Genomic DNA, 24,203 nt, shown 5'->3' with positions numbered 1-24,203 from the left:
GTAGGTGTCGACCTTGGTCGACACGGTAGATCCACGCCATGCGTGGATGAATCTCTGTCAGATATCGAAATACATCTGGGGTCAGATCCGCTTTCCTCCGGAAAACGGATCTGACCCCGAGAGCGGTTCCAACAGACCGCAGGTGCAGCGCTGCAGGCCCTGCTAATCACCCCTACTTCAAACGCAGCAGCAGGCTGCCGCCCGCACACACCACCGCCAACCAGGCCACGCCGTGCCACCCCCATTGCGCCAGCGCCAGGCTGCCCAGCGCGCCACCGGCCGCCATGCCGATGAACATGCCCGTGAACAGCAGCGCATTGAGCCGGCTGCGCGCCGGTGGCACCAGGCCGTAGACCAGCGTCTGGTGCGCCACCAGCGCCGACTGGAAACCGAAGTCGAACAGCAATGCACTCACCACCAGCAGCGGCAGCAGCGCAGCGACCGGCAGCCAGCGCTCAGCAAGCAGCAGGCCGAAGCCCAGCAGTGCCACTGCGATCGCCAGCCGCGCTACCGCATGGCTGCCCAACCGATCGGCGAAGCGACCGGCGAACGGCGCGGCCAGGGCACCGGCCGCACCGGCGATACCAAACGCACCGGCCGCAGCACTGCCCAGGCCCAGGCGTGCGTGCAGCATCAACGCCAGCGTCGACCAGAACGCGCTGAAGCCCACGGCCAGCAGCGACTGGCTGGCCACCGCGCGGCGCAGTTGTGGCTGCTCGCGCCACAACGCCAGCAACGAGCCCAGCAGCGCCGGATAGCGCAGCGTGCTGGTCGGTGCGAAACGCGGCAGCGCGCGCGCCATCACCGCGCCCATCGTCGCCACCGATACCGCAGCCAGTACGAACTGCGTGCGCCAACCCCATGCTTCAGCCACCACGCCACTGACCACGCGCGACAACAGGATGCCGAGCAGCAGGCCGGTCATCACCCGGCCGACGATCTGGCCGCGTTGTGCATCCGGCGCCAGCACCGCCGCGGCGGGCACGATGTCCTGCGCCAGCGTGGCCATCAGCCCGACCAGCAGGCTGGCCATCAGCAGCCCCGGCAGGTGCCCGGCCATCGCTGCGGCGCCCAGTGCCAGCGCCAGCAGCGCGGACTTCAACAGGATCAGGTTGCGGCGGTCGAAGCGGTCGCCCAGCGGTGCCAGCAGCAGGATGCCCAGCGCATAGCCGAGCTGGGTCAGGGTCGGCACCAGGCCGGCGGCGCGTTCACCTGCGCCGAGGTCCTGGGCGATCAGGCCCAACATCGGCTGGCTGTAGTACAGCGAGGCGACCGAGAAGCCGGCGCCGGCCGCCATCGCCAGCACCAACGGCGTGGACGGTGCGGTCGCGGGTGCGGCGGCGACGGACAGCGAGGGGGTAGACATGGGGAAGTCCGGTGGAGGAGGTGGGCGTATGCTGCCTGTATTCGCTTGGCGTCTGTAGTAGGCTCCTGCACATACACTTCATACGTGCCACGCATGAATGACCTTGCCACCGGCGCCGATCGCCTGGATCTGCTGCGCACCTTCCTGCGCATCGTCGATGCCGGCAGCCTGTCTGCCGCAGCCGTGCAGCTGGGCACCACCCAGCCGACGGTCAGCCGGCGCCTGCAGGCGCTGGAGCGTCAGCTCGGCCTGCGCCTGCTGCAGCGCTCCACCCACGGGCTGCAGCTGACCGAGGACGGGCTGCGCTGCCAGCGTCATGCGCAACGCGTGGTCGACGAATGGGAGTCGCTGCAGGCCGAACTGCAGGGCGAACCGGAAACGCTGCGTGGACGCCTGCGGGTGATGGTGCCGCACGCCTTCGGCCAGGCCCAGCTGCTGCCGACCATGCTGGACTTCCTCGCCCAGCATCCGCAGCTGAGCCTGGAGTGGATCCTGGAAGATCGCCGCCCCGACTTCGTCGCCGAAGGCATCGACTGCGCGGTGCGGGTCGGCCCGGTGGACGAGCCGCGCATGGTTGCGCTGCCGCTGGCCGAAGTGCCGCGCATCGTCGTGGCAGCGCCCTCGCTGGTGCTGGCCACGGTGGTGCGCACGCCGGAACAGGCGCAGTCACTGCCGTGGATCTCGCTGGTCACCTATTACCGCGAGCGCCTGCTGCTGCATGACGCGCAGGGGCGCGCGCACACGCTGTCGATCAGCCCACGCCTGCTGACCGACAACCTGTTCGTGGTGCAGCAGGCCGCGCGCGCGGGTTTGGGCGCGGCGGTGGTCTCGGCCTGGCTGGTCGCAGAGGACCTGGCACAAGGGCGTCTGGTGCAGCTGCTGCCGGACTGGCAGGCACCGGCGCTCCCGGTGCACGTGGTGTTTCCTGCCGCGCGCCAGCAGCCGCCCCGGCTGCGCGCCTTCATCGACGCGATGAAGGCCGCACTGCCGCAGCTGCACGGAATGCGGCCGGCACCGCGCTAGCGCCCGCTCACATCATCCACGCATGGCCTGGATCTACTGACGATACGGGTAGCTCCACGCCATGCGTGGATTCCGTTCGAGGCCACAGGGTCAGAGCGCTTCCCGGCGGGAGGGGATCGGACCCTGTCGATCACTGCGCCTTGGCAGCCTCGGCATTCCACGCCGCGACCTTGGCCCTGGTGTCGGCCAGCATCTTGTCCAGCGCGGCACGGTCATACACGTTGCCACGCAGCACCACGCTGTCGATCTTCTCGGTGGCGGCAATGTCCTGCAGCGGGTTGGCGGTCAGCAGCACCAGATCGGCGGCCTTGCCCTGCGCGACACCACCATAGCGGTCCATCTGGCCGAACCAGGCCGGGCCGGAACGGGTGGCGGCCGACAGCGCCTGCGGCGCGCTCAGGCCCTCCTTCACGAACAACTGCAACTCCTGGTGCAGGGCGATGCCCGGGAAATTGAACGAATTGAGGAAGCCCGCATCAGTGCCGGCGATGATCGTCACCCCCGCTTCCTGCAGCATCGGCAGCACGGCAGCCACCTGGTGATACTGCGCGTGGCGCGCCTCGATCTGTGCCGGCGTGGCCTTTGCCGCACGGTCCACGCGCCATTGGTAGGTCGCGCGCAGGCCGGGGCCGATGTAGGCCAGGTACGGGTCGTTGGCATGGTCATCCTGGTCGAGGAAATCGAGAATGCGGCCGCCGTTGAGGGTCGGGGTCACGAACACGCCACGCTTGGCGAAATCACGGTAGGCATGCATCGCCGTGTCACGGTCGAAACTGGCATCGAGGCGGCGGTTGGCTTCGGCGCGGTCGATGCGGCCTGCGCCGAAGTCGGCGGCGATCTGCGCTTCGTCCTTGCTCCCAGCCTTGAATGCGTAGTCCAGATGCTCGATCGAGGCCAGGCCGGCATCGACCGCCTGCTCCACGGTCAGCGCCATCGGAATGTGGCCCGAGGCCTTGAAGCCGGCCTTGCGCGCGGCATCGGCCGCGTACAGGAACAGCTCCGGCGTCAGTGTGCTGTCGGTGATCTTCACGAAATCGACCTTGTCGTGCTGAAGGCGGGTGATCGCCTGGTCGACGTCGGCCTGGCTGCCGACTTCGATCGTCCCCTTCCACACCGGCTTGATGCCTTCGATCTTCGCACCCGAGCTGAGCAGGCGCGGGCCGAACAGCGTGCCCTTGGCAATTTCACCGCGCCACTGCAGCACCTGCCCGGGCAGGTCGCCGGAACAGTCACGCACGGTGGTGATGCCGTGCGCGATGTACAGCGGCAGCAGCGCCTTGTTCTCTTCGATCAGCGCCGGGCCACCGCCGAAGTGCACGTGCATGTCCCACAGGCCCGGGATCAGGTACTTGCCCTTGGCATCGATCTGGCGGGCTGCGCTCCACTGGTCGCGCAGCTGGGCGTCCGGGCCGACCGCAACGATGTCCTCGCCACGGATCACCACGCTCTGCCCGGCCCGGGTGCTGGCATGTTCCACGTCGACCACGGTGGCGTTGCGGATCAGCAGGTCGGCGCGCTCGGCAGCAGACGCCGACAGCGGCGCCACCGCAAGGAGGATGGCAAGGGACAACGGACGGGAACGGAACATGGACAGCATCCTGGTGGGCACGCCCAGCGTGCGGGTGGAAGGGGTTTGCATTCAGCGCGTCGCGCCGTGCTGGCGCAACAGGGTTTCAATGCCGGCATAGCCGCGCTGGCGCGCGTGTGCCAGCGGCGTCACGCCATCACCGTCGGCCAGCTCGGGATCGGCACCGGCATCGAGCAGCAGCTGCACGATCTGCACGTGGCGCGCGCCGCCATCGCCGAGCAGGATCGCTTCCAGCAGCGCGGTCCAGTGCAGGCGGTTGACATGATCCACCGCGACGCCGGCGCGCAGCAGCGTGCGCACGGTGGCCACGTGGCCACGCTCGGCGGCGGGAATCAGCGCAGTGCCGCCATAGCGGTTGGTGCTGTGCAGATCGGCGCCGTGCGCCAGCGTCATCGCCAGGATCTCGTCCAGCCCACGCGCACCGGCATACAGGTAGGCGCTGTCCTGCAACGCATCCTTGGCGTTGACGTCGGCGCCGGCTTCGATCAGCGCGCGCGCGGCCTCCACGTTGTTGCCGTGCGTGGCCAGCAGCAGCGCCGTGCGGCCCTGGCCATCGCGCGCCTCCAGCGTGGCGCCCTCCTCGATCGCCTGTCGCACCGCATCGGCGTCGCCGCGACTGGCGGCATCACGCAGGCGGCCATCGACGTCGGCTTTGGACGTTGCGGTGCAGGCGGGCGTGGCCATGGCCAGCAGGCACAACAGCAGCACGCGCGCGAAGGGCGCAGGCCTGGCAGCAGAACAATGGAAGCGCATGACGTGTCTCCTCGTGTCCGTCGCACGGAATGCCGGGCGGCGGTGGCAGCAGCCGGGCATTGCCGGGCCGTGGCCTGCATGGTAGAAGTCGGCCGGGGTATCCAGAAGTGAAATGTTCAAATGGCTGACAGTGCCAAATCGAATAGAACGCTGTTCGAACTGGACCTGCTGCGGGCGCTGGTGATGGTGGCCGACTGCGGCAGCTTCACTACGGCAGCCACGCGCCTGCATTCGACCCAGTCCACGGTCAGCCAGAAGGTGCGCCGGCTGGAAGCGTTGGCGGGGCATCGCCTGCTTGAACGCGGCCACCGCGATGTCCATCCCACCGATGCCGGCCACACCCTGCTCGGCTATGCCCGGCGCATGCTCGACCTGAACGAGGAAATGGCGCAGGCACTGGCCGGCGCCACGGTGGAGACCGCGGTGCGCATCGGCGTTCCCGAGGACTTCGTCAATGCGCAGACCACGCGCATGCTGGCCGCCTTCAGCCGTCGCCACCCGCAGGTGAAGCTGGAGATCAGCAGCGGCCTCAGCCGCGACCTGGCACAGGGTTTCGACCACGGCGAGCTGGACCTGGTGCTGGTCAAGCAGCGCCGCAACAGCCGCCAGGCGGTGCACTGCCGCCGCGAGCCGATGCACTGGATCGACAGCCTGCGCAGCAGCTGCCTGCAGCAGGATCCGCTGCCGCTGGTCACCTTCCCGCCGCGCGGGCTGTACCGCGACGAGATGATCCACGCCGTGGAAGCACTGGGCTTGCGCTGGCGCATCGCGTTCACCAGCTCGTCGCTGAGTGGCATCCAGGGCGCGGTGGCCGATGGCATCGGCATCAGCCTGTTGCCGCGTCGGGCGGTCACCCGCGATCACCGCATCATCGATGGCGATCGCGCGCTGCCGGTGATCGACAATTACGAGATCGGCCTGTTGCACCGCGCGGACGCTGATGACGCCGTGCGTGCGCTGGCCAGCGAGCTGTGGCGGCAGGTACAGCGCGAACCGGAGTGACCACAGTGGATCCACGCCATGCGTGGATAGAAACGCCCCTCCGGCATTGAAAAGGGCGCGGGTACGCCAGCAGATACACGCTTGTCGCAAAAGGCCCGCTGATGGCGTACCCAAGGCCTGGGCGATAGGGTGGTGAACGCCCTTCTCCGGATTACCCCGCCTATGACCAGCACTTACCAGGTGACTTTGACCCCTGCTCCGAAGGACGAAGCCGACATCCGGTTTGATCCGCTGCCACCTGCACTCGTCGCGCATATGCAGCAGCAGCGTGCGCAGGTTGCTGCGCTCGTCGCATCTGCGTTCCCCACGGTGCCTGTTCAATGGCCGCTACTGCCGAGCACGCTGCAACGCGTAGTCGATGCAGAGCTGATCGATCACGATGCTTGTGACGGCTGGGAAGCACTGGGGGTCGCATTCGGTGACTGTCTGGCACAGCGTCTACCGGAACTTGCCTGGGCCCAGGTAACCGACGCATGGGGCGTCGATGCGGTTCTCCGCTATGGAGAGGCCAATATCATGGTCAGCGCCGTCACCCTGTTGATCAAACGCGTCGAAGAAGGCGAGACCATTGAGATCAACTATCTGCTTGAAACCCTCGAGGAGTTCGTCATCCAGCAAGCGCGCAGGTCCAGGTGAGCCCATGAGCGGACAGTTGAGCCGCGCAGAATGACGTATACGGACCTTGATGTTGCAGCTGCGGGAGCAATCAGAGTTCGCGCATTGACCATCGATATCTGATCGGACCTGCCGCGCCAGGGCACTACATCGCCAGCTAGAGTGCCCGTTGTTTCCTTGCTCCACGGCGCCTTGCCATGTCCGATGAAATCCCCGCCCGCTTCGGTCCCTATCCCGCTGCCCTGCAGACACATCTGCAGCACCAGCGTTCGCTGATCGGCGCGCGCGTGGCTACCGGATTCCCGACGTTGCCGGTGCAGTGGCCGCTGGCGGCCACCACCCTGCAGCGCGTGGTCGATGCCGAACTGATCGATCGTGACGACTGTGATGGCTGGGAAGCGCTGGGCCTGGCGTTCTGCGACACCCTGGCCCAGCGCGTGCCGGGCCTTGGCCTGGATGCAGGTCGCCGATGCCCGGGGCATCGACGCGGTGCTGCGTTATGCCCACAGCAGTCTGCAGATCGGCGCCAGCACGCTGCTGCTCACGCGCGTCGAGCAAGGCGAGGTCATCGACATCGCCCATCTGCTGGCGTGGCTTGAGGAATTCGTCGCCACCCGCGCCGACGACTACGCCTGACGGCCCACCGGGGCAGATCCACGCCATGCGTGGATGAATGAGACCTCGCGATGGCGCCACCCGCGCATGACGTGCATCTACAGCCAGCGGCCGTCGACCACCACCCGGCGCTCCACCGGTACCGCGGCCACCGCAGCCGGGCCGTGGTCCGCACGTACGGCGACGAAGGTCGCCGGCAGGCCTTCGGCGATGCCATGCTGCGGCAGGCCGATCACCTGCGCGGCATGCGTGGTGACCATGTCCAGCGCCAGCATCAGGTCGGCATCGGTGTAGAAGCCCGAGCGGTAGCCCAGCAACATCGCACGCTGCAGCAGGTCGCCGTTGCCGTAGGGCCACCAGCAGTCACGGATGTTGTCATTGCCCGCGAACACGCGCACGCCGGCATCGTGCAGTGCACGCAGTGGCGGGAACGGATGATCACCCGGCGCGTTGCTCATGATGGCAACACCGGCGGTGGCGAGCGCCTCACCCACCTGCAGTGCGCGCGCCAGCGGCACATCGCCCAGCGAATAGGCATGGCTGACCGCCACACGCCCCTGCAGGCCGGCAGCACGCGTGCGCGCGGCAATGCGCAGCAGCTGCGCCAGTCCGGTTTCAGCGGGCTCGTGCAGATGGATGTCCAGCCGCACGCCATGGCGCTCGGCCAGCCCGAACAGCAGCGCCAGCTGGCCTTCGGCATCACCATCGAGCGTGGTCGGGTCGATGCCGCCGAGCACTTCCACGCCCGCGGAAAGCGCCTGCTCCAGTACGGCGGCGGTACCCGGGCAGGACATTACCCCGGCCTGCGGGAACGCCACCAGCTGGATGCGCATGATGTCGGCACAGCGCCGCGCCGCTTCGCGGACCGCCTCGAGATGGCGCAGGCCGGTGCTGCCATCCACATCCACGTGGCAGCGCATCGCCACGGTGCCGAAGCGGCTGCATTGGCGGATCAATGCCTCGGCGCGGTCCGCCATCGGCGCGGCGCCGGCCATCGCGGCCTTCTCCACCGCCAGCCGCTCACGCAGGCTGTTCACCGGCTGGTGCGGATGCCAGCGGTCCCCGACGAAGCTCTTGTCCAGATGGATGTGGCCGTCGACCAGCCCGGGCAGCAGCGCAAAACCGTGCAGGTCGATGTGTTCGGCCCCTTCGGCCGGCACTGCATCGCTGCCGAGGCCGCGGATGCGCCCGTCCTGGATATGGAACTGCAGCGGCGCACCGTCGCGGTCGACACCGCCATGGACGAACTGGAGGGACATCGGGAACTCCGGGAAAGCCAAGTCAGGGCGCCATCCTGGGCGCAGCGACCGCCATCGGCCAACGAAATATCTGGATGCCACATATTCACCAATCCGATGAACGCGGTGGCGACGGCGCGCGACGGCCACGCCGTACAGACGCCTGAACGGGTAACATAGGCGCCTGTTTCCGCTGTGATGCCGCATGGGCCCGTCCGACCGCCACGACCGTCTCCGCCGCTGGCAGGCCGCGTCACTGCTTGCGGCTGCACCGATCGCCAGCCTGTCCGCCACCGATGCCGCCGCCAGCGCGCCGCTGCAGGCGCCGCCCGGCCAGCAACGCATCGCACCGGCGGCGCTGGTCGAGCGGCTGCACCAGCGGGTACTGTCCGGGCAGAGTGCCACCGCCACCCTGGAACACTGGTGCGCCGAGCATGGCCTGGCCGCGCAGGCCCGGGTACGCGCGGTGCGCGTGCATGGCCAGGACAAGCCTGCACCCGCCGACGTGCTGCAGGCGCTGGGCGCCACGCGACCGGGCACCCCACTGCGCTACCGCCGCGTGCAGCTGGTCTGTGGCAGCCGTGTGCTCTCCGAGGCCGACAACTGGTACCTGCCGGAGCATCTCAGCCCTGCCATGAACCAGGTGCTGGACAGCACCGACGAGCCCTTTGGTCGTGTGGTCGGCCCGCTCGGCTTCCAGCGCCAGACCCTGGCCGACCAGACCTTCTGGCCGCCGCGCGGCGAAGGCGACCACGGCGTGATCCTGGAGGTGCGCGCCCTGCTGCGCGACCGCCAGCAGCAGCCCTTCAGCTACGTCATCGAGTCGTACCTGCAGCAGGCACTGCCCTAGGCCACCGGCGCGCGCCATCACAGCGGATATCGACACAGCAGAAGGCCCGGCATTGCCGGGCCTTCTGTCTGCCAGCCGGATCAGCGGAACCGGTAGTCCAGCTGCAGCCAGTACTGGCGCCCATACGGGTCGTAGTTGCCGACCGGGTAGAACGGCCAGCCGCCTCCGTTCTTGTCCGCCGGCGGGCGGCTGTCACGCAGGTTGTTGACGATCACGCCCACCGACAGGTTCTCACCGAGCTGGCGGAACACGCTGGCGTTGTAGGTCATGTACGGCGCGATGCGGCCACTGCCATCGGTCTTCGGCAGCGAGCCGAAGCGGTTGCCATACAGGGTGGTGGTCCAGTCTCCCTGGTTCCAGGTGATGCTGCCATTGGCCTTGCTGCGCCACTGGTAGTCATCCAGCGAATTGCGGATGTCGCGCTCCGGATCATCGGCGAACTGCCGGTACGTGTGTTCCAGCACCACGGTATAGGCCAGGCGCGTGGTGAAGCGGCCATAGCGGCCGGCGTCGAAGCGCCAGTTGCCCTTCAGATCCAGGCCACGCACCGATTCGGAGGCCGCGTTGATCGGGTTGATCAGCACACGGATGACCTGGTCCGGCTGCACCGTGGCATTGGACGGGTTGCGGATCACCCGCGACAGCGCGTCCTGGCACAGCGGCGAGCCGATATCGCGCGCTTCGCCACCCAGCGTCCGGCCCAGGCGGCAATCGGCCTCGTCACGCAGGATGCGGCTGGTATCAAGGCTGGTCACCTCGTTGTCGATGCGGATGTCGTAGTAGTCGGCACTGAAGTCCAGCCCGGCCAACGGCGACCAGACCACGCCGAACCCATAGGACTTGGCCGTTTCCGGCTGCAGCTGCGCATTGGCGCGGTTGCTGTAGTCGATCGACAGGCCGTTGTAGTCGCAGTTGTCGTACGACTGGCCTGCGGTGCGGCAGCGCCAGTAATCGGTCATGCCCGGGTTGTAGCCCCGGGTCTCGGTGGCGAACACGTAGTTCATGTCCGGCGCACGGAAACTGGTCGCGGCAGAGCCGCGGATCAGCAGGCTCTCGATCGGGCGGAACTCGACGCCGAAGCTCCAGGTTGCCTTGCCGATGTGCTCGCCGCCCGCACGGTACTGGTCATAACGACCGGCCAGCGTGGTGGTCAGCGATTGCAGCAGCGGCAACTGCAGCTCCACGCCGGCCGCATAGCGGTCACGGTCACCGCCGGCACCGATACCGGCGCTGGTGTTCCAGAACTCGCCGGTGCCCAGCCGCGGGTCCGGGCGGTTGCGGTAGCCTTGGCTGCCGGCCTCGACCACCGCTGCAAGCGCGGCATCACCGCCCGGCAGCGCGAACAGGCGGCCGTTGACGCTGGCGCTGAAGGTCTGCAACCACGCCGCGTTGCGGCTTTCCTGGTAGCCGGACAGGCGGCCGTACTCCTCCGGCGTCAGCGGCTGGAACAGGCGCGACGGGTCCGGTGCATAGACCTCCACGCCATTGCGCACGCCCAGCTGCGGGCCGAGCAGGTATTCGTTGATGCCGGCCAGCAGTACCGGGCGGCGGGTGCGGTTCTCATAGCGCGAACGGCTGTAGACCGCTTCGTAGTCCCAGCCGCTGTCGCCAAGCTGGCCACGCGCACCGATATTGAACGACCACGAATTCTCCAGGAATCGGTTGGCATTGCGCGGCAGGCCACCGATTTCTTCCGGCGCGAACCGGCGGTACCAGCTCTCCAGGGTGCCGGTGTTCTGGTTGTAGAAGTAGTTGCGCGAAGAGGTCCAGGCCGGTGCGCGGGTGTTGTTGCTGATGCGCGCGCTGCCTACCGCCAGATCGGCGAACAGGTCGGTGTTCTCGTTGAGGTGGAAGGTCGCCAGGCCATAGCCGTTGAGGTTGCGCTTCTCGGTCTGCACCGTCCAGTAGCTGGCCGCGGCCTCGTTGCTGCCGCAGTACCAGCCCAGGCGCGGGTTGCTGGCACGGAACACGCTGCCACCATAGATGCCGGACGCGGCATCGCAGCCGTTGAGGCCTGGATCGATGTTGCGGCCGGTGGCGGCGTTGCGACGGTAGGCGATCGCCGTTGCCTGCGGCGCCTTGCCCGCCGGATCATCGTCCAGCGAATCCATGAAGTCGCGCTGGCGCGCGTGGATCGCCTTGCGCACGTCGAATTCAAAGCCGAACAGCGCATCCCATCGCTCACCGGAACCGCCGCCCACCACCTGCACGCGCTGGTTGTCACCGCCGCCCTGCTGGGTGCCGCCGGCGCGCACGTTGACGTCCACGCCTTCAAAATGGTCCTTGAGGATGATGTTGACCACACCGGCAATGGCGTCGGAGCCGTACACCGCCGACGCACCGGCAGCCAGCACTTCGATGCGCTCGATCAGCGCACTGGGGATGTTGGCCAGGTTGACCACGTTCACCGAGCCTTCGTAGGCCAGCGGGTAGTCGGCCTGGCGACGGCCGTTGACCAGCACCAGCGTGCGGTTGGGCCCCAGGCCACGCAGATTGATCGTGTTGGCGGCCGGGGTGAACGTATTGCCGAAGTCCTCGCCCTGCACGTTGCCGGTATTCTCGGTCAGCGCACTGAGGGCGTCGAAGGCATTGCGGTAGCCCTGCGCGTCGATCTGCTCGCGGCTGATCACCGTCACCGGCGAGGGCCCCTCGACGCTGGCACGTGGAATGCGCGAGCCGGTGACCTTCACTTCCTGCAATGTGGTGGGTGCGCTTTCCTGCGCGAAGGCCGGCAGCGAGGCCAGCATCAGGGACGACAGCGCGAGCACCAGCGGACGCGGGCGCAACGCCTTGGGAGAGGCGGACATGGGCTTCCTGGGGGAGTGGGTGGTGGACGGGGAGCCGTGCCTGTGCGGCGCATAACGATCCCGTAACGAAAGTGTCCTGAATGGACGGTTTCAACGGAAATGACCAGCCCTGATGGGCTTATGCCTGAACCGAATCAGAGCGGTTCGCGGCAGTAGGGCGTTTTTGCAAGGATTTGCATGGCATGCCAGGGGCGATGCTTCCATGGTGGGCGAATGACCCACAGCGCCCCTTTCCTCCCTCTTGACCCGCTAAGGCCCGTGCTGCGCCGCCATCTGCTGCACCTGCAGGCCGCGCCTGTCACCCTGCGTTCGTTCCAGCGCACCGACCTGCCGCGCTGGCGCGTCTTCGATGACCGCCGCCAGCGCGTGCAGCGGCATGCGCCCGGCGTCGACGAAGAAGCACGCTTCCTTGCCAGCGTCTATCGTTCGCGCCTTCAGCAGGACAACGATCTGCTGGTGCTCGGCGTATTCGATGACGCCGAGGGCGCCCTGCTCGACCAGCTGCATGTACGCCTGCACTCCCTGCACTCGCGCTGCGCCGAGCTGCACTCGCTGCAGCACGGCCAGGCGCATCCGCAGGCCGCGTTGCGGGCGCTGTGCCCCTTTCTGTTCGACGACGTCGGCCTGCACCGCCTCTTCGTGCTGCTGCCACCGGGCTGCACCTCCCCGTTCGCCCAGGCGCTGCAGGCCCAGGGTTTCAGCTGCGAAGGCATCCTGCGCGACCACCACCTGGATGCGGCCGGATGGCATGACCGCCAGCTGCTGGCGCTCACCGCAACCACTTGGCGCAACGGCCGGTAGCGAACCGGCTAACGCACCCGCTCCAGTGCCGCTCCGGCACCGGTCAACAGCGTGCAGGCGTGGTCCTGCAGCTCTTCGCCACTGGCGTCGTTGCCGTTGGCCGCGTCCACCCGGGTCGCCAGCAGGATGAAGCCAGGGCCCCCCTGCACGTCGTCGCGGCCGGCCACCACCAGGCTCCACTGGCCGACATCGCCCACCCCGCTCAGGCCATAGGCCAGCAGGTTGAGCGGATTGGCGGTCAACTCCGCGCCGGGCAGCAGGTAGGCCTGGTACTGATGCCCGCGCAGCGGTATCGGCAACGGGGACCAGTGCGGGCCCAGGGTGCCGGCGTGCGCGTCCAGCGCCTGCAGCACATCCGCGCGCAGGCAGTCGACATGGATGTGCAGCTGGTGCTGCGAGCGGCCATGCGGTGAATTCAGCGCCAGGCTGGCCACGCTGCGCGGCAACGGCCGGCCCAGGGCGCGTTCGGTATGCGCGCGGGCCTGCCAGGCCGCGGCAAAATAGTTGGGCGCTCCACGCCGGTACAGGCCGTGGCTTTCGATGCCGGTGACCTTGTCCAGCGGCATCAGCAGGAACTGGTAGTCACCATGCGCGTCCTTGACCAGCACGTCGCGCCGGTCCGCCGCCGTCTCCACCCGCAGGCAGCTGCCCCGCGGGCCTTCCGCCGCCCGGCAGTCGCGCTCGATCAGGCGCCACAGCGCGTCGGAATGCGCAGGCGGTGGGGGCGGCGCACTGGCACAGGCGGACAGCACCAGCAGGGAGGGCAGCAACAAGGGGCGCAGGGACACGGCAGCAGCTCACGGAACAGGCACGGCGGACAGCGCCGTGCTGCATTCTAGCCAGTGCCGTACTGCAGTCAGTAGGTGCCGAACGGCACTTCAACCACGATCGGGGCAGCGCCCTCGCCGGCCTGCAGGGTGTAGCGGTCCAGCGCGCCATCGTCATCGGCATGCGGCTGCCGCTGGAAGTGCAGCAGATAGCGGGTGTCGCCCAGCCGTATGACACTGCCGTCGGGCTCCAGCGCGGCGCCCTCGGGAATCAGCAGGCCGCCCAGGTCACTGTAGGCGCCCGCCACATCGGCGAAGCCATAGTCGGCCAGTTCGTCCACCCGCTGCATCGCATAGACGTGCGGCAGATAGGGGCGCGCCGGGCTGCGGCCATTGCTCAGGTCGGTCACCCAGGCCTGCGGCAGGTGGTACTCCTCGCGCAGCGCGGCCACGCCGAGCGACGGGCTGGCTACCTGCAGGCAGCACACCGTGCGCTTGCCTTCACGGTCGACAATGGCGAACCGATCGCCGCGGGTGGCGGCCTGCGGCAGCATCGCAAAGGCCAGATCGCGCTGGGCCGGCACGTGGCCGGCTTCGGTCTGCAGGTTGCGCCAGGCACCGAACACCGGCGTTTCCGCAGCAGCGGCCGGCGCCGGTTGAGCCGCCGACGCGGCGAACGTCAGGCCCCACGCGGACAACGCCAGTACCATTGCCCTGCTTTTGTCACGGAAACTGCCTGCCGACATACCTCTCCAGCACCCGCACCGGAATGGCCCGGCCTGCCCGCTGGCGTGCTGCCAGTCATTCCGCTCACTATGCAGTGATCACGCTGTGCCGGCAATGACCGGGACGCTGACGCCTTTCGCACGCTGGGTGCTATCGTTCCGCCCATCTTCCCTGCGCAGGAGCGCTGCATGTCCGCCTTCCGTCTGTCCCTGTTGCTGCCCGCGTCGGCCCTGCTGCTGTCAGCCTGCGTCAGCACCCCCGGTCCGCAGGTCAAGGGTACCGGCCACTGCGACGCCAGCCAGCTGGGCTGGGCAATCGGCCAGCCTGCCAATGAGCCCAACATCCGCCGCCTGTCCAGCGAAAGCGGTGCCGGCCTGGTCAACCCGATCGGCCCCAACACCATCACCACCAAGGACATCCGCCACGATCGCCTGCGCGTGTACGTGGATAAGGACAACATCATCACCGCCACCCGCTGCGAGTAGGCGCTGTAGAGCCGAGCCCATGCTCGGCTGCGCTTCCGTGACAGCCGAGCGCAGGCTCGGCGCTACAGCTCAGGGCTCGGTATACCCCGCAGTCCGGCAGCGCCTGGTCGGGGTGGAATACCCCGCTGCTGAAGCGGAACAGGCTGGGATTGCGATGGTAACCGCTGCCCGCCATCACCTGTGTGGAGTCGAGCCATGCTCGACTGCTGTCTGTCCGGACGAGCAGCCGAGCATAGGCTCGGCTCTACATCATCCGCAGTCGCAGCCACCCCACCCTTTCGCCTTCGAGGTCTGGCCGATACCGGGGTTGAACGTATTGCTCGGGTCCAGCTGCCGGTAGAACCCCGCCAGCGCCGGCTTGGCCGGGTACAGGTGGCCGACATTGTGTTCGGCCGGATACTCGGCGCCACGCTGGTCCAGCAGCGCCCACATCGCATGCTCGATCGCCATCGGGTCCTCGCCCTTGCGCGCGATGTAGTCCTGGTGGAACACGTGGCACAGGAAGTGGCCGTAGTAGAGCTTGTGCAGCAGGCGGCCGTCGAGATCGGCCGGCAACTGCTCGAACCAGTCGGCGTCATCGCGGCGCAGCGCGATGTCCAGCGCCACGATGTCCTGCACCTGCGCGCGATGCACTTCGCGGTAGCGCACTGCCGCACCGGCCACGGCGAAGCGGTGCAGGAAAGCCTTGCGCCCCTCCTCCGCCGTGCAGTGGAAATAGCCTCCCTCGTGCGCGGCGAAGAACTCGCGCAACCACGCTTCGGTCTGTGCTGCGTCCTGCGCAGAGACCTTCAGCAACAAGTGGTGCTCATAGCGCTGGCGGAACTCACCCATGCGCTTGGGCAGGTGCGAGGGCATCAGGCCGGTCAGCCCCTGCATCACCCGGTCGGTGACCCCGCGCAGGCCCAACCGTTCGAACCAGCCATCGACCCGGCTCTTCAGTGCGAACGCGGCCGGCACGCGCGCAGTGCCCAGGCGGTCGATCAGCATGAAGCTGTCCTTGCCGTAGCGCTCGCCGATGTCATACGCATCGCGGTGGATGTACTCACCGGCAATCGGCAGCCGCTCGAAGCCGGTCAGCAGCTGGCGCCGGATCGCCGTGAGGCTGTCGGTGCGGTTGCTGCCGATGTAGAAGACCTCGGCAGCCTCCTTTTCGAAGGTATCCAGGCGCACCGCGAACACCGCCAGCTTGCCGGCCGAACCGGCCGCTTCGAAGTGGCGGCTGGGGTCGGCGTTGAAACGCGCCGGCGTATCGGCATCAACCCGGCGCACGTCCTCGGCATAGCGTGGATCGGAGGCGGCGCGGCCATCGCCGTCACCCACGTCGGCAGCCGAGTAGTCACCGGCCTGCAGGCGCTGCAGGATCTGCTCGGGCGTCTCACCCAGCGCGATGCCCAGATGGTTGACCAGCTGCAGCTGGCCCTGCGCATCGACCTGCGCATACAGCGCCAGCTCGGTGTAGGCCGGGCCACGTCGCACCAGCGCGCCACCGGAGTTGTTGCAGATGCCACCCAGCACCGAGGCGCCGATGCAGGACGAGCCGATCACCGAATGCGGTTCGCGGCCCAGCGGCGCCAGGGTCTGCTCCAGGCGGTCGAGTGTCGCACCGGGCAGGCACAGCACCTGGCGGCCTTCGTTCAACAGCTGGATGCCGGTCAGGCGCAGCGTGCTGACCAGCACGATCGGCCGGCCATAGTCATCGCCGTCCGGGGTCGAGCCACCGGTCAGGCCGGTGTTGGCTGCCTGCAGGATGATCGCCGCGCCGCCTTGCACCGCCGCCTGCAGCACACGCCACAGTTCCAGCAACGTGCCCGGGCGCACCACCGCCAACACCGGGCCGTTGCCGAAGCGGTAGCCACGGCGGAAGCGGCGCGTGGCCTTGTCGCCGGTCAATACATGGCGGCTGCCCACCGCGTCGCGCAACTGCGCCAGCAGGGCATCGTGGCCACTCATGGCAGGCTGACCAGCAGATCGCGGCCGATGTCGGCGATGCGGCGCGCGCCGGTCAGTGTCATCGCCACGCGCATCTCCTTGGCGATCAGGTCCAGCAGGTTGGCCACGCCGGCCTCGCCCTGGGCGGCCAGTGCATAGACGAAGGCACGACCCAGCAGCACGGTATCGGCCCCCAGCGCCAGCATGCGCACCACGTCCAGGCCGGTGCGGATGCCCGAATCGGCAAGGATCTTCAGGTCGCCCTGCACCGCATCGGCAATGGCCGGCAATGCACGTGCGGTGGACAGCACCCCATCCAGCTGGCGGCCACCGTGGTTGGACACCACGATGCCATCGGCACCGAACCTGACCGCATCGCGCGCATCATCCGGGTCGAGGATGCCCTTGATCACCATCGGGCCGTTCCAGAACTCGCGGATCCACTCCAGGTCCTTCCACGAAATGGACGGATCGAAGTTGCTGCCCAGCCAGCCGATGTAGTCCTCCAGCCCGGTCGGGTTGCCACGGTAGGTAGAGATGTTGCCCAGATCATGCGGGCGGCCGAACAGGCCGACGTCCCACGCCCAGTGCGGATGGGTGATGGCCTGGCCGATGCGGCGCAGCGAGGCGTTCGGGCCGCTCATGCCCGAATGGGCATCGCGGTAGCGCGCGCCCGGCACCGGCATGTCCACGGTGAACACCAGCGTGGTCACGCCCGCAGCCTTTGCCCGCTCCAGCGCATTGCGCATGAAGCCGCGATCGCGCAGCACGTACAGCTGGAACCACATCGGCCGCTGGATCGCCGGTGCCACCTCCTCGATCGGGCACACCGAGACCGTGGACAGGGTGAACGGGATGCCACGGCTGTCGGCCGCGCGCGCCGCCTGCACTTCGCCGCGCCGGGCGTACATGCCGGTCAGGCCGACCGGCGCCAGCGCCACCGGCATCGCCAGTTTCTCGCCGAACAGCTCGGTTTCCAGGCTCAGGTCGGACATGTTGCGCAGGATGCGCTGGCGCAGCGCGATGTCGGACAGGTCGGAAACGTTGCGCTTCAGCGTGTGCTCGGCATACGCGCCGCCATCGATGTAGTGGAACAGGAACGGCGGCAGCCGGCGTTCGGCCGCAGCACGGTAATCGGTGGAGGCGGAGATGATCATGGGGTCAACCGTGTGGGGAAGGCAGGCGCGAGGCCCGCGCACGCCGGGCTTCGTTGTCATCGAGGGTGCGCAGCGTGGTGTGCACGAACTCGAGGTGGGCATGCGCGGCGGCGCGCGCGCGTTCGGGATCGCCGGCCAGCACCGCGTCCATCATTTCGCGGTGCTGGTCGGACAATGGCGAGAAGGTCCGTGCCGAGGTATAGAGCTTCTCGCGGCTCTGCGAGATGTTGGTCTGCAGCAGCTCGAACAGCCCGCGCATCACCTGCAGCAGCACCAGGTTGTGCGACGCCTCGGCGATGGACAGGTGGAAGGCCGCGTCTGCCTCCGCTTCGCCGGCGGGGTCGTCCTTGCCGTGCGCGTCCATCATGGTCTGGAAGGCCTGCGCGATGCGCGTACGGTCCTCATCGGTGGCTCGCAGCGCCGCATGCCAGGCCGTGGCACCTTCCAGCGCGTGGCGGATCTCCAGCACGTCGAAGCGGTATTCAGGGTCGCCCTGGAACAGCGGCAGGTACGGTGCCAGTGGTTCATCCAGCGCCTGCCGCGCGCGCGCCGCCGGTTCGGCCACGTAGGTACCGCCACCAACCCGTGCGGTCAGCAGGCCCTGGCTGGCCAGCTGCGCGATGGCCTCGCGCAGCGCGGTGCGCGAGACCCCCAGCTGCACCGCCAGGGTGCGCTCGGCCGGCAGCCTGTCGCCCGGCTGCAGCCGCTGTTCCTGCACCAGGCCGCGCAGCTGCGCGGCCACCCTGTCCGAAATACGTTGCGTGCTCATGGCGCCATTGTGGCCCGAAGCGTGCAGCAGGGGGTCAGAGCGCACGGCATGGCTCAGGGAATCATCCAGGTCAGCCAGTAGGCCTGGGCCAGGGTGATCAGGCCGACCATCGTGGTGAAGACCAGGCTGTGCCTGACGGTGAAGCGGAACAGGTCCGACTCCTTGCCGGCCAGGCCGACCGCCGCACAGGCGATGGCGATCGACTGCGGCGAGATCATCTTGCCGGTGACCCCGCCGGTGGTATTGGCCGCCACCAGCAGCACGTCGGACACGCCGATCTGCTGCGCGGTGGTGGCCTGCAGTGCCGAGAACAGCGCATTGGACGAGGTGTCCGAACCGGTCAGGAACACGCCCAGCCAGCCCAGGAACGGCGAGAAGAACGGGAAGGCGTCGCCGGTGTGCGCCAATGCCAGTGCCAGCGTCGCCGACAGGCCCGAATAGTTGGCGATGAAGGCGAAGGCCAGCACCATGCCGATCGAGTAGATCGGCATGCGCAGCTCACGCACGGTTTCACCGAAGGTCTTCAGCGCCGATCGGGCCGGCATGCGCAGCGCGATGATTGCGATCACCGCCGCAAGGAGGATCGAGGTCCCGGTGGCCGAGAACCAGTCGAATTTGTAGACCGCCTCATAGCTGAGCGGCGCGTCCACGATCGGCGGCATCTTCTGCACCCGCTGGTCCAGGCCCGGTACCGGGATCTTCAGCACCCAGCTTTCCAGCGGGCCGCCCGCCGCGAACAGCGACTTGAACGGCTTGATGCTCCACAACGTGACCATCGCGGTGAGGATCAGGAACGGCGACCACGCCTTGGCGATCTGGCCGACGCTGTAGCGCGGTGCCTCCAGTGCCTGTGCAGCCGCCTCGGCGCTGGTTTCGGTATCGAAGCGGAAGATCCGTACCGGCTTCCAGCGGCGCAGGAACAGGGTCAGGCACACCAGTGACGCCAGCGACGCGGTGATGTCCGGCAGCTCCGGGCCTATGAAGTTCGAGGTCAGGTACTGCGCGAGGGCGAACGAGCCGCCGGCCACCAGCACCGCCGGCCAGGTTTCCTTGATGCCACGCCAGCCATCCATGATCGCCATGATCCAGAACAGCACGATGACGGTCAGGAACGGCAGCTGGCGGCCGGCCATCTGGCCGATCTCGAATGCATCCAGGCCGGTCACCTGCCCGGCCACGATGATCGGGATGCCCATCGCGCCGAACGCCACCGGCGCGGTGTTGACGATCAGGCACAGGCCAGCGGCGTACAGCGGCTTGAAACCCAGCCCGACCAGCAATGCTGCGGTGATCGCCACCGGCGCACCGAAACCGGCCGCCCCTTCCAGGAAGGCACCGAACGCGAAGCCGACCATCAGCATCTGCAGGCGCTGGTCTTCGGTCACCGACAGGATCGAAGCACGGATGATGTCGAACTGCCCGGTCTTGACCGAGACCTTGTAGAGGAACACCGCGCCGATGATGATCCAGGCGATCGGCCACAGGCCGTAGACGAAGCCGAAGCCGGCCGCACCCAGCGCCTGGGGCAACGGCATCCGGTAGAACAGCAGGGCCACGCCGAGCGCGATGGCCACGGTGATCGTGCCGGCCAGCCAGCCCTTCATGCGCAGCACGGCCAGGGCAACGAAGAAGAACGCGATCGGCAGCAGCGCGATCAGGCTGGACAACCACAGGTTGCCGGCGGGGTCGTACAGGTGTTGCCAGGGCTGCATGAAGACTCTCGACTGGATGCGGAAGGTGCCCCACCGCAGGCGGTGGATCGCCGTGGCTGTCGATTATTGGCATTACCAATAATAATTTCGATCAGACCACGTGCAGCGGATTTAACCGCCACTCCGACGAAGAGCCTATTAGACCATAGGGCTAGATATCATATTGGTCCGACCATTCGAGCCGCCATGGTAGTGCCGGCCGCTGGCCGGCAACTCGAGATTCCCTACGAGATCCGTTTCTCCAACCGCCGCATCACCGCCAGCACCAGCACGCACAGCACGCTCACGCCGATGGCGATCACGTACTTGCTGATCCCCACCGCAATCCCGATGGCCGCGGCCATGATCAGCGAGCTGGCCGTGGTCAGGCCGCTGACCTGGTCCTCGCGTGAGCCGCGCAGGATGGTGCCGGCGGCCACGAAACCAACACAGGCCACCACCGCCTCGATCAGACGCACCGGATCAACCTGCAGCAGGTCGCGATAGCGCTCCTGCTGGAAATGCTCGGCCACCGAATCACCGAGGCCGACGATCAACGCGGCGGCCCCCGCGATCAGCATGTGCGTGCGCAGGCCAGCGGCGTGCTTGCCCATCTCGCGCTCGACGCCGAGCACGCCGCCGAACAGCATCGCCGTCGCGACGCGCAGCAGGATCGAGACATCCTGGGTAAGTTCCATGGGTCAGGCTCCGGGTGTTTTTCCCGGAGCCTTGCTCGGCGGTCGTAGGGCGGGGGTGAAGACGATGGCACGCCCTCTTCACCGCACGTCCTCATCCACGCCCTGCGTGGATCTGCTGACCGCGCGCGCTCATTGCGCCAGGTAGCCGCCATCGATGGCGTAGTACGTGCCGGTCGCGAACGAGGCATCGTCGCTGGCCAGCCAGGCCACCAGCGCCGCCACCTCCTCCGCCGTGCCCAGCCGCTTCAATGCGTGGCGGCCCTCCAGGGTGGCACGCACCTTCGGGTCCATCTTCTCCAGCAGCGGCGTGCTGATGAAACCCGGGCCCACCGCGTTGACACGGATGCCGTCTGCGGCATGTTCCCAGGCAGCGGTCTGGGTCAGCCCGACCACGCCGTGCTTGGCGGCCACATAGGCAGTGGAGCCGGCATAGCCCACCTGGCCCAGGATCGAAGCCATGTTGATGATGCTGCCGCCGCTGCCGGCCGCACGCATGGCCTGGATCTGCGCACGCTGGCACAGGAAGACACTGGTCAGGTTCACGTCGATCACGCGCTGCCAGCCATCGACCGGATAGTCGCCACTGCTGGCTGCAGGCCCGCTGATGCCGGCGTTGTTGACCGCGATATGCACGCCGCCGAGCTCCTTCACCGTGCGCTGCACTGCGGCCTCCACCGCCGCGTCATCGGTGACGTCCAGCGCCACACCGATCGCCTGTCCGCCGTGCGCCTGCAACTGCGCGACAGTGGCATCCACCGCATCCTGCTTGAGGTCCCAGACCGAGATCCGGGCACCGGACGCCGCCAGTGTCTGCGCCACCGCAAGGCCGATGCCGGAGACGCCTCCGGTCACGATCGCGGTCTTGCCGGTGAGCTGGTAATCGATCATCTGTGTTCTCCACGTGTTGTCAATCGAAGCGGAATGCACCCGCCTGGCTAGCACGCTACGCCCCGACGTGTTACGACCGCGGCATATACAGGGCCTGCAACGATCCTTCCCATCGCTGCAACGCGTTCGCGCCTATGCTCAGGTCACGCATCTCCTCCCCATGGAATTTCCGATGACGACCCCCGCCGCCGACCTGCTGTTCACGCCCACCCGCCTTGGTGATATCGCCGTAGCCAACCGCATCGCGATGGCGCCCCTGACGCGCAACCGTGCCCTGCCCGACCGCGTGCCCTCACCGCTGGCGGTCACCTATTACCGGCAGCGTGCCAGCGCCGGCCTGATCATCGCCGAGGCCACGCAGATCAGCCCGCTCGGCCAGGGCTATCTGGACACCCCGGGCATCTACAGCCGTGACCAGGTCGCCACCTGGAAAACGGTCACCGATGCAGTGCACGCCGAGCGCGGACGCATCGTGCTGCAGCTCTGGCACGTGGGCCGCATTTCCCACACCAGCCTGCTGCCGGAAGGTGAAGTGCCGGTGGCGCCCAGCGCGATCCGTGCCCAGGGCAAGACCTTCACCGCCAACGGTTTCGAAGATGTATCCGAGCCCCGCGCGCTGGGCATCGAAGAGATCCCGGCGCTCATCGAGGACTTCCGGACTGCCGCCCGCAATGCGATCGACGCCGGTTTCGATGGCGTGGAAGTGCACGCGGCCAATGGCTACCTGATCGACCAGTTCCTGCGCGACGGCAGCAACCATCGTGACGATGCCTACGGCGGCAGCATCGAGAACCGCACGCGCCTGCTGTTTGAAGTGGTCAGTGCAGTAGCCGATGCCATCGGCCCGGGCCGTACCGGCGTGCGCCTGTCGCCGGTCACGCCGGTCAACGACGCGCACGACAGCGACCCGCAGCCGCTGTTCAATCGTGCGGTGGAACGCCTGGACGCGATTGACGGGCTGGCCTTCATCCATGTCATCGAAGGCGCCACCGGAGGCGACCGTGACAATATCGCGTTCGACTATGCGGGCTTGCGCGCTCGCTTCCGCGGCCAGTGGATCGCCAACAACGGCTACGATGCCGCACGCGCCGGCGAAGCCATAGCCAGCGGCTACGCCGACATGGTCGCCTTCGGCCGACCCTTCATCGCCAATCCGGATCTGGTCGCGCGCTTGCGTACCGGTGCGCCGTTGGCCGAGCTGGATGCGGACACGCTGTACGGCGGCGGCGAACACGGCTATACCGATTACCCACCGTTGGACCGCTGAGTTCAATGCGGTGCCTGCCCGGTTCCGGGCAGGCACCGGAGCGGGCAGTTTGGCCGTTTGGATCCCTGTTTTTGGCCACCCCGCCCCTCATCGAGGCGGCAGCAGCAGCGAAAATAACGCGATGTCACGCGAAGGGCGAGCGTGCACCGACGCCCCGTTTTCCTTGCCGAGCGCCGAGCGATGTCCCGATATTTCACCTTTGCCGATTACCGCCGTTTCGGCCAGCGCCATGGCTTCGATTACCGCGCTGATCCGGAACACCTGCGCGAGGACCAGTGGGCCGGTCGCGGCGAGGTCAACGAACAGTTCATGCGCGGTGGCATGAGCCTGATCGCCTCTGACGTGCATAACCGGTTCCCCTATGTGGCTACTGCGCAGCAGCGTCCCGGGCTTGCCATCCGCGTGATGCTGCAGGGGCAGGTCGACGTGCGTATCCCGCGACGCGGTGCATTCACCCTGCGTGCCGGTACCGCGATGACCGCGCAGCATCGCGACCAGATCGAGATGACCGGCGCGCACCCCGGCCAGACGCGCATGCGCGGGGTCAGCGTGATCGTGCCGGCGGGAGTCGATGCGGAAGTTTTCCGGATGCCACTGCTGGAAAAGGCGCTCGACACGCACCTGGAATGCCGCCACTGGGCCATTCCGCACGCGATGTTGCCAGTGCTGGGCCAGTTGTTCGACCGCCCGTGGCAGGACGGCATCGATGCCTTGTGGCGCGAGGGCGTGGCACTGCAGCTGCTGGCGCTCGGCCTGCAGGCGGAGGACCTGCAGGCCGACCCGGTGCGCACGCTGCGCGCCGGCCAGCGCGAGCGCCTGGAACGCGTGCGCAGCTACCTGCATGACGACCCCAGCCATGCCCACAGCCTGGTCGAGCTGGCCCGGCTGGCCTGCATGAGCCCCAGCTCACTGCGCCGCCATTTTGCCCAGCAGTATGGAAGCTCGGTGTTCGACTATCTACACGAGCAGCGCATGCGCCACGCCGAACAGGGCCTGCGCGAAAACGGATGGACCGTCGAACAGGCCGCCGCCGCCAGCGGCTACCGCCACCCCAGCAACTTCGCCGCCGCGTTCCGCAAGCGCTTCGGCCTGGTGCCCAGCCGATGGCGCACCGGTCCCTCGAAGGTGGGGTGAGAGCCTGTCGCCGGCAGGTGCCGACCTGGGTCGA

Annotated in this window: 21 protein-coding genes and 1 pseudogene; 9 read left to right on the top strand and 13 right to left on the bottom strand. The window is 67.8% G+C overall.

Going from position 1 to position 24,203, the window contains the following annotated elements; genetic code table 11:
• Window positions 1-172 precede the first annotated feature (172 nt).
• Window positions 173-1,366 carry an MFS transporter gene (locus LRM18_RS19335; RefSeq protein WP_270955308.1) on the bottom strand — a complete coding sequence of 398 codons (1,194 nt, stop codon included), beginning with the start codon at window positions 1,364-1,366 and terminating at the stop codon, window positions 173-175.
• Between the two features lie 93 nt (window positions 1,367-1,459).
• Here LRM18_RS19335 and LRM18_RS19330 point away from each other — a divergent pair, with 93 nt between their 5' ends.
• A complete protein-coding gene (locus tag LRM18_RS19330) occupies window positions 1,460-2,389 on the top strand; it encodes a LysR family transcriptional regulator (RefSeq protein ID WP_270955307.1) in 930 nt (309 codons plus the stop codon).
• Window positions 2,390-2,519: 130 nt separating this feature from the next.
• Here LRM18_RS19330 and LRM18_RS19325 read toward each other — a convergent pair whose 3' ends face one another.
• Window positions 2,520-3,977, bottom strand: coding sequence for an amidohydrolase family protein (locus LRM18_RS19325; protein ID WP_270955306.1), 1,458 nt, complete (start codon window positions 3,975-3,977; stop codon window positions 2,520-2,522).
• Between the two features lie 51 nt (window positions 3,978-4,028).
• Window positions 4,029-4,730: an ankyrin repeat domain-containing protein gene (locus LRM18_RS19320; RefSeq protein WP_057493745.1), complete on the bottom strand. Its 702-nt coding sequence runs from the start codon at window positions 4,728-4,730 to the stop codon at window positions 4,029-4,031.
• 120 nt (window positions 4,731-4,850) lie between these two features.
• On the opposite strand from LRM18_RS19320, the gene LRM18_RS19315 reads away from it, so the two are divergent.
• The 3 genes and pseudogenes from LRM18_RS19315 to LRM18_RS19305 all read left to right on the top strand — a co-directional run bounded on the left by LRM18_RS19315 (window position 4,851) and on the right by LRM18_RS19305 (window position 6,983).
• Window positions 4,851-5,732, top strand: a complete 882-nt coding sequence (locus LRM18_RS19315; RefSeq protein WP_049465161.1) for a LysR substrate-binding domain-containing protein — start codon at window positions 4,851-4,853, stop codon at window positions 5,730-5,732.
• 162 nt (window positions 5,733-5,894) lie between these two features.
• Window positions 5,895-6,368 carry a DUF3806 domain-containing protein gene (locus LRM18_RS19310; protein WP_270955305.1) on the top strand — a complete coding sequence of 158 codons (474 nt, stop codon included), beginning with the start codon at window positions 5,895-5,897 and terminating at the stop codon, window positions 6,366-6,368.
• 176 nt (window positions 6,369-6,544) lie between these two features.
• Window positions 6,545-6,983, top strand: a pseudogene (locus LRM18_RS19305) (DUF3806 domain-containing protein).
• A gap of 77 nt (window positions 6,984-7,060) precedes the next feature.
• Here LRM18_RS19305 and LRM18_RS19300 read toward each other — a convergent pair.
• Window positions 7,061-8,221, bottom strand: a complete 1,161-nt coding sequence (locus tag LRM18_RS19300) for an amidohydrolase family protein (protein ID WP_270955304.1) — start codon at window positions 8,219-8,221, stop codon at window positions 7,061-7,063.
• Between the two features lie 184 nt (window positions 8,222-8,405).
• Here LRM18_RS19300 and LRM18_RS19295 point away from each other — a divergent pair, with 184 nt between their 5' ends.
• Window positions 8,406-9,050 carry a hypothetical protein gene (locus tag LRM18_RS19295; RefSeq protein ID WP_049465157.1) on the top strand — a complete coding sequence of 215 codons (645 nt, stop codon included), beginning with the start codon at window positions 8,406-8,408 and terminating at the stop codon, window positions 9,048-9,050.
• 80 nt (window positions 9,051-9,130) lie between these two features.
• Here LRM18_RS19295 and LRM18_RS19290 read toward each other — a convergent pair whose 3' ends face one another.
• A complete protein-coding gene (locus LRM18_RS19290; RefSeq protein ID WP_270955303.1) occupies window positions 9,131-11,857 on the bottom strand; it encodes a TonB-dependent receptor in 2,727 nt (908 codons plus the stop codon).
• Window positions 11,858-12,070: 213 nt separating this feature from the next.
• On the opposite strand from LRM18_RS19290, the gene LRM18_RS19285 reads away from it, so the two are divergent.
• On the top strand, window positions 12,071-12,658 hold the full coding sequence (locus LRM18_RS19285) for a GNAT family protein (protein ID WP_057493741.1): 588 nt from the start codon (window positions 12,071-12,073) through the stop codon (window positions 12,656-12,658).
• A gap of 8 nt (window positions 12,659-12,666) precedes the next feature.
• Here the strand turns inward: LRM18_RS19285 and LRM18_RS19280 are convergent, their stop codons facing one another.
• The gene (locus LRM18_RS19280) at window positions 12,667-13,446 is read right to left on the bottom strand and encodes a CDP-diacylglycerol diphosphatase (RefSeq protein ID WP_270955302.1); all 780 of its coding nucleotides are present in this window, start codon (window positions 13,444-13,446) and stop codon (window positions 12,667-12,669) included.
• 68 nt (window positions 13,447-13,514) lie between these two features.
• Window positions 13,515-14,171 (bottom strand): decarboxylase, encoded by a 657-nt coding sequence (locus LRM18_RS19275; protein WP_270955301.1) that lies wholly within the window; start codon window positions 14,169-14,171, stop codon window positions 13,515-13,517.
• A gap of 168 nt (window positions 14,172-14,339) precedes the next feature.
• On the opposite strand from LRM18_RS19275, the gene LRM18_RS19270 reads away from it, so the two are divergent.
• The gene (locus LRM18_RS19270) at window positions 14,340-14,636 is read left to right on the top strand and encodes a hypothetical protein (protein ID WP_014037553.1); all 297 of its coding nucleotides are present in this window, start codon (window positions 14,340-14,342) and stop codon (window positions 14,634-14,636) included.
• A gap of 249 nt (window positions 14,637-14,885) precedes the next feature.
• Here the strand turns inward: LRM18_RS19270 and dld are convergent, their stop codons facing one another.
• The 6 genes from dld to LRM18_RS19240 all read right to left on the bottom strand — a co-directional run bounded on the left by dld (window position 14,886) and on the right by LRM18_RS19240 (window position 21,768).
• On the bottom strand, window positions 14,886-16,586 hold the full coding sequence (dld, locus tag LRM18_RS19265) for a D-lactate dehydrogenase (RefSeq protein WP_270955300.1): 1,701 nt from the start codon (window positions 16,584-16,586) through the stop codon (window positions 14,886-14,888).
• Window positions 16,583-17,722 carry an FMN-dependent L-lactate dehydrogenase LldD gene (gene lldD, locus LRM18_RS19260; RefSeq protein ID WP_049465145.1) on the bottom strand — a complete coding sequence of 380 codons (1,140 nt, stop codon included), beginning with the start codon at window positions 17,720-17,722 and terminating at the stop codon, window positions 16,583-16,585. Before lldD ends, dld begins: the two co-directional genes overlap by 4 nt.
• Window positions 17,723-17,726: 4 nt before the next feature.
• Window positions 17,727-18,491 (bottom strand): transcriptional regulator LldR, encoded by a 765-nt coding sequence (lldR, locus tag LRM18_RS19255; RefSeq protein WP_270955299.1) that lies wholly within the window; start codon window positions 18,489-18,491, stop codon window positions 17,727-17,729.
• 53 nt (window positions 18,492-18,544) lie between these two features.
• Window positions 18,545-20,203: an L-lactate permease gene (lldP, locus tag LRM18_RS19250; RefSeq protein WP_164688884.1), complete on the bottom strand. Its 1,659-nt coding sequence runs from the start codon at window positions 20,201-20,203 to the stop codon at window positions 18,545-18,547.
• 224 nt (window positions 20,204-20,427) lie between these two features.
• The gene (locus LRM18_RS19245; protein WP_049445899.1) at window positions 20,428-20,880 is read right to left on the bottom strand and encodes an MgtC/SapB family protein; all 453 of its coding nucleotides are present in this window, start codon (window positions 20,878-20,880) and stop codon (window positions 20,428-20,430) included.
• Window positions 20,881-21,009: 129 nt separating this feature from the next.
• Window positions 21,010-21,768: an SDR family NAD(P)-dependent oxidoreductase gene (locus LRM18_RS19240; RefSeq protein WP_049465141.1), complete on the bottom strand. Its 759-nt coding sequence runs from the start codon at window positions 21,766-21,768 to the stop codon at window positions 21,010-21,012.
• A gap of 172 nt (window positions 21,769-21,940) precedes the next feature.
• Here LRM18_RS19240 and LRM18_RS19235 point away from each other — a divergent pair, with 172 nt between their 5' ends.
• Complete coding sequence (locus LRM18_RS19235; RefSeq protein WP_270955298.1) at window positions 21,941-23,035, top strand: alkene reductase; 1,095 nt, start codon at window positions 21,941-21,943, stop codon at window positions 23,033-23,035.
• Between the two features lie 180 nt (window positions 23,036-23,215).
• On the top strand, window positions 23,216-24,169 hold the full coding sequence (locus LRM18_RS19230) for an AraC family transcriptional regulator (RefSeq protein WP_049465136.1): 954 nt from the start codon (window positions 23,216-23,218) through the stop codon (window positions 24,167-24,169).
• Window positions 24,170-24,203 lie beyond the last annotated feature (34 nt).

It is taken from the genome of Stenotrophomonas sp. PI_27 (assembly GCF_027854495.1).
GTDB lineage: Bacteria > Pseudomonadota > Gammaproteobacteria > Xanthomonadales > Xanthomonadaceae > Stenotrophomonas > Stenotrophomonas pavanii.
The sequence above is the reverse complement of the archived record's forward strand: the minus strand, read 5'-3'. Positions and strand labels throughout refer to the sequence as shown.

What these genes read in the sequence shown, in the direction of transcription:
- LRM18_RS19335 (WP_270955308.1), bottom strand. Translation starts at nt 1,366, where the DNA reads ATGTCTACCCCCTCGCTGTCCGTCGCCGCCGCACCCGCGACCGCACCG.
- LRM18_RS19330 (WP_270955307.1), top strand. Translation starts at nt 1,460, where the DNA reads ATGAATGACCTTGCCACCGGCGCCGATCGCCTGGATCTGCTGCGCACC.
- LRM18_RS19325 (WP_270955306.1), bottom strand. Translation starts at nt 3,977, where the DNA reads ATGTTCCGTTCCCGTCCGTTGTCCCTTGCCATCCTCCTTGCGGTGGCG.
- LRM18_RS19320 (WP_057493745.1), bottom strand. Translation starts at nt 4,730, where the DNA reads ATGCGCTTCCATTGTTCTGCTGCCAGGCCTGCGCCCTTCGCGCGCGTG.
- LRM18_RS19315 (WP_049465161.1), top strand. Translation starts at nt 4,851, where the DNA reads ATGGCTGACAGTGCCAAATCGAATAGAACGCTGTTCGAACTGGACCTG.
- LRM18_RS19310 (WP_270955305.1), top strand. Translation starts at nt 5,895, where the DNA reads ATGACCAGCACTTACCAGGTGACTTTGACCCCTGCTCCGAAGGACGAA.
- LRM18_RS19300 (WP_270955304.1), bottom strand. Translation starts at nt 8,221, where the DNA reads ATGTCCCTCCAGTTCGTCCATGGCGGTGTCGACCGCGACGGTGCGCCG.
- LRM18_RS19295 (WP_049465157.1), top strand. Translation starts at nt 8,406, where the DNA reads ATGGGCCCGTCCGACCGCCACGACCGTCTCCGCCGCTGGCAGGCCGCG.
- LRM18_RS19290 (WP_270955303.1), bottom strand. Translation starts at nt 11,857, where the DNA reads ATGTCCGCCTCTCCCAAGGCGTTGCGCCCGCGTCCGCTGGTGCTCGCG.
- LRM18_RS19285 (WP_057493741.1), top strand. Translation starts at nt 12,071, where the DNA reads ATGACCCACAGCGCCCCTTTCCTCCCTCTTGACCCGCTAAGGCCCGTG.
- LRM18_RS19275 (WP_270955301.1), bottom strand. Translation starts at nt 14,171, where the DNA reads ATGTCGGCAGGCAGTTTCCGTGACAAAAGCAGGGCAATGGTACTGGCG.
- LRM18_RS19270 (WP_014037553.1), top strand. Translation starts at nt 14,340, where the DNA reads ATGTCCGCCTTCCGTCTGTCCCTGTTGCTGCCCGCGTCGGCCCTGCTG.
- dld (WP_270955300.1), bottom strand. Translation starts at nt 16,586, where the DNA reads ATGAGTGGCCACGATGCCCTGCTGGCGCAGTTGCGCGACGCGGTGGGC.
- lldD (WP_049465145.1), bottom strand. Translation starts at nt 17,722, where the DNA reads ATGATCATCTCCGCCTCCACCGATTACCGTGCTGCGGCCGAACGCCGG.
- lldR (WP_270955299.1), bottom strand. Translation starts at nt 18,491, where the DNA reads ATGAGCACGCAACGTATTTCGGACAGGGTGGCCGCGCAGCTGCGCGGC.
- lldP (WP_164688884.1), bottom strand. Translation starts at nt 20,203, where the DNA reads ATGCAGCCCTGGCAACACCTGTACGACCCCGCCGGCAACCTGTGGTTG.
- LRM18_RS19245 (WP_049445899.1), bottom strand. Translation starts at nt 20,880, where the DNA reads ATGGAACTTACCCAGGATGTCTCGATCCTGCTGCGCGTCGCGACGGCG.
- LRM18_RS19240 (WP_049465141.1), bottom strand. Translation starts at nt 21,768, where the DNA reads ATGATCGATTACCAGCTCACCGGCAAGACCGCGATCGTGACCGGAGGC.
- LRM18_RS19235 (WP_270955298.1), top strand. Translation starts at nt 21,941, where the DNA reads ATGACGACCCCCGCCGCCGACCTGCTGTTCACGCCCACCCGCCTTGGT.
- LRM18_RS19230 (WP_049465136.1), top strand. Translation starts at nt 23,216, where the DNA reads ATGTCCCGATATTTCACCTTTGCCGATTACCGCCGTTTCGGCCAGCGC.